At 65.5% G+C, this 3,783-nt stretch carries 5 protein-coding genes; 1 reads left to right on the top strand and 4 read right to left on the bottom strand.

What is annotated here, in order from left to right; all coding sequences use genetic code 11:
* Positions 1-192 (top strand): bacterial transcriptional activator domain-containing protein (locus tag VDP82_RS15415; RefSeq protein WP_323015715.1); only part of this gene is annotated, 192 nt, incomplete at its 5' end.
* Between the two features lie 38 nt (positions 193-230).
* Here the strand turns inward: VDP82_RS15415 and VDP82_RS15410 are convergent.
* The 4 genes from VDP82_RS15410 to VDP82_RS15395 are packed head-to-tail and all read right to left on the bottom strand — an operon-like array spanning position 231 to position 3,640.
* The gene (locus VDP82_RS15410) at positions 231-980 is read right to left on the bottom strand and encodes an ABC transporter ATP-binding protein (RefSeq protein WP_323015714.1); all 750 of its coding nucleotides are present in this window, start codon (positions 978-980) and stop codon (positions 231-233) included.
* The gene (locus tag VDP82_RS15405; protein WP_323015713.1) at positions 970-1,986 is read right to left on the bottom strand and encodes an iron ABC transporter permease; all 1,017 of its coding nucleotides are present in this window, start codon (positions 1,984-1,986) and stop codon (positions 970-972) included. The genes VDP82_RS15410 and VDP82_RS15405 overlap by 11 nt, the downstream gene beginning before the upstream one ends.
* Positions 1,987-2,925 carry an ABC transporter substrate-binding protein gene (locus VDP82_RS15400; protein WP_323015712.1) on the bottom strand — a complete coding sequence of 313 codons (939 nt, stop codon included), beginning with the start codon at positions 2,923-2,925 and terminating at the stop codon, positions 1,987-1,989.
* Positions 2,912-3,640, bottom strand: coding sequence for a (2Fe-2S) ferredoxin domain-containing protein (locus VDP82_RS15395; protein ID WP_323015711.1), 729 nt, complete (start codon positions 3,638-3,640; stop codon positions 2,912-2,914). The genes VDP82_RS15400 and VDP82_RS15395 overlap by 14 nt, the downstream gene beginning before the upstream one ends.
* Positions 3,641-3,783 lie beyond the last annotated feature (143 nt).

Below are 3,783 nucleotides of genomic sequence, written 5' to 3'. Positions count from 1 at the left end.
CAGGTCGATCCCTATCATGAGGGCGCCCATCGCGCGCTGATGTATGACGCAGCGTCCAGGGGCCAATTCTCCTTCGTGCGCAAGCTGTTCGAGGAATGCACGAGCAAGCTGCGCAGTGAACTCGATGTCGAGCCCGACGACGAAACCGTCCGGCTCTATCATCAGTTGATCAGCAAGACGGTCATTCACTAAGCACCGAGCCGCCCGCCGGATGAAACCGGCAGTCACCGTCAAATTGCCCCGGTCACCATCAATTGGCCGCGGCTGAATTGCCCCTCGACCCGATAGACACTTGCCAGGCGCTCGCGGGTCAGGATGGTTTCGGGGGAGCCTTGCCCGATCAGGCGGCCATGATCCAGAAGCAGCACCTCGTCGCAATAGCGCGCGGCCAGATTGATATCATGGAACGATGCCAGAACGGTTCTGCCGCGCTGGCGCACCTTGTCGAGCAGCCGATACTGAAAATGCAGGTCGAGATGGTTATGCGGTTCATCGAGCAGGTAAAGCTGGGGGTCGAGGGCCAGAAGCTGGCCGAAGAACAGGCGCTGCTGTTCGCCGCCCGAGAGCCGGGCCGCGTCGTCATCGGCTCTGTCGCCAAGGCCGATTTCTTCCAGCGCGGCACCGATGCGCCGGTCCGTTTCCGCCAATGGCAGGCGCAGCGGCAGGAGGCCGAGGCGGACCACTTCCCGCAGGCTGAGACCCGCAAGGCTGACCTGTTCCTGCACCAGCGCGCCAACCTTTGCCGCATAGGCGCGCCGGCCGATGGTTTCGACCGGCCGGCCGGCGAGCCGCATCCGGCCGCTATCGGCGCGCTCGGCACGATATAAAAGGCGCAAAAGGCTGGATTTTCCCGCCCCATTCGGCCCGAGCAGCCCATAAAATCCGCCACCTTGCAGCGAGAAGCTCACCCCATCGAGCAGAGCCCTGCCCTGCTTGATGAGACCAAGATTTTCGACATCGAGAAGCGGTTCAGACGCCACGGCGAACCCTGCGCAGGATGAGAATGAAAGGGGGCGCGGCGAACAGCGCCAGCAATACGCCGAGCGGCAATTCCTCCGGCGCCAGCACGATGCGGCAGAGCAGATCGACCACAACGAGCACGATAGCACCCAGCAGCACGGCAAGCGGGATGAGCCGGCGATGGGTTGCTCCAATGAGCAGGCGCGCCATATGGGGCACGACCAGCCCGACGAAACCGACAATACCGGCGCCGGCTACGGAAAGCCCGGTCAGGAGCGCGGCCCCGGTAAAGAAACCGGCGCGCAGCCAGGCAACGGGCACGCCCAGCGCCGTGGCGCGCTCATCGCCCAGAAGCACGGCGTCAAGCATCGGGGCGAGCCAGTAGGACAATGCGACAAGCAGCGGCAGGGCGAGAGCAAGCGGTATGAGGTCGCCCCAGGTGGTGCCGGCGGCCGACCCCATCAACCATTGCAGCGCCGCCTGGGTGACGTGAGGGTCGGCGATATGGATGAAGAAGGCCGAGATGGCCTGGAAGAACAGCGAGACGGCGATGCCGGCCAGGATCAGTACCAGCCTGTCGAGGCCGCGAGTCGGACTGTAGGCGAGCCCCAGGGTGACAAGAAAGGCCAGCATGGCGCCGGCAAAGGCCAGTAGCGGCATGCCGACAGCGGCAACCAAGGTTGCGGGTAGCCAGACGATGGCCGCCGTCGCTGCCGCCGAAGCGCCCGAGGACAGGCCGAGCAGATAGGGATCGGCGAGCGGGTTGCGCAGCATGGCTTGCATCAGCACCCCCGACAGCGCCAGCGCTCCGCCGACCAGCGCCACCATGAGAACGCGCGGCAGGCGCCACTCCCAGATGATCAGCACCAGATGCCGCTCTGCATGCGGCAGGCGCAGCAAGGCGTCAAGCCGCGCATTCCAGGTGAGGTCGGCCGTGCCCCAATAGACACCGGCCAACCCCGCCAGCGGCAGCGCGAGCGCGGCAGCGGAAAAAAGCGCCGAAGTCCTGCCGCGCCGGTTTTCCATCTAGTCGAGCGCCGCCAGATCAGCGCCAAGCTCTTCGACGCCTTCGACAAAGCGCACGCCGAGCACGGTCGAGGAGAACGGCACGGTCACGAAACGCTCATCCTGCACCGCGTCGAGTGTAGACAACACCGGATCAGCCTTGAGAAAGGCGATCTTTTCCGCAGCCGTCGACCAGTCGGCTTCGATCAGAACGATCACTTCAGGATTGCCGGCCACGACCGCCTCCCAGGCAAGGTCCGCCCAGCGCCCCTCGACATTGGCGGCGATGTTGTCGAGCCCGACAGCATCGAGCAGCAGGCCGGGCGCACCGCAGCAGCCGGCGGAGAAGGCGGTTTCCGTTCCGGAATCGAAAAGGAAGGCGCGACGGCCCTTGCCGGGATTGGCGCCGGCCACGGCATCGAGGCGGGTACGGATATCGGCAGCCACCGCAGCAGCCTTATCTCCAGCATCGAAAAGCGCACCGATGCGCTCGATATCGGTAAAGAGCGGCTCGGTGGTCAGCTTGACATTGGCCGGGTGCAGGTTGCGGCATTCCGCATTGACCAGATAGGTGCCGATGCCGAGCGCGTTCCACTCCTGCTGGGCGCCGAGGGCCTTTTCGCCAAAGGCGGAATTGAAGCCGGCAAACAGGAAATCGGGATTTTGCACCAGAACCACCTCGCGGGCGGGGTATTGTTCGGCCAGCACCGGCACTGCGTCATAGGCGGTTTTCCAACGCTGCGGGATAGCGTCGTCGAGATAGGCCGTCCCCACCAGATGGCCTTCCAGCCCCAGCGTCAGCATGATCTCGGTGGATTGCTGGTTCAGCGTGACCACACGAGTGGGAATGGCGTCGAATCTGGAGACGGTCTCGCAGCTTTCAATGCTGAGATCGCTGGCCAGGGCCGGCGCGGCGGCCAGCGCCAGGGCTGCGGCGGCAAACAGGCTAATGGGTTTCATGATGCACCTCATGGATGGTGAGTTCGGGCAGCGGCTGACCCGCCGCCAGGGCCGTCGCAAAGCGGGCGACATCCGCATGATTTTCCAGGCGATACCAGCGGCCGGACGGATAGACGGCCACCATCGGTCCCCGATTGCAGGGGAAAAGGCACCCGGTAAGCGTAATCAGGCAGTCGTCATGGATACCGGCGCGGCGCAGCTCGGCATCGAGCGCCTGCCGCACGGTTCCAGCCTCGCGAAAGGTACAGCGCGGGCCGGTGCAGACGAGAAGATGGTGACGGAAAGGCGGCGGTTCCTGCCAGCCGGGATTGGTGATGGACGCGTCTTCGGGCGCGATGGACCGCGCCCGGGCCGCGTTGGCGAGCGCCGAAGCCGCCACAGCGCCGAGCACACGGGCCTCATCGACCTGATCGGTGGCAAGCCGCAAGTCCACGCGCTCCGCCCGTGGCTGCGCCAGCCAATGGGCCAGAGCGCCAGGCAGCCAGGCCGCCAGGGAGTCTGAAAAGGGCAATCCGACCGGCTGCACCAGAATCGCGCGGGCGCCCGTTGCAACCAACTCATCGAGGGCGTGCATGGGTCCGGGCCCCACCCCCTCCATACGGGCAACGGCGGACGGATGGCGCTGCGCAGCCGTCAGTCCCTCGCTGAGCGCGCGGAAGCGCCGGGCGCTGAGGTAAGGCTGGGTGACGAGATAGAGAACGGCGTCAGAGTGCAATCACATCACTCCCCCGGTCAGGGGAAGGCAACCAATGGCTTCGCGCCACGCCAGACGTGCAAAAACCCATATGCGCCCCCTGCCGGGGCACCTCGCCCGGCTTCATGGTCTTGCGCTTGCGGCAGGTCTCCTGGCTCGCGGCT

It is taken from the genome of Devosia sp. (assembly GCF_034675085.1).
Taxonomy (GTDB): domain Bacteria; phylum Pseudomonadota; class Alphaproteobacteria; order Rhizobiales; family Devosiaceae; genus Devosia.
Note: the sequence above shows the minus strand (reverse complement) of the source record. Positions and strands in the feature narration are given on the sequence as shown.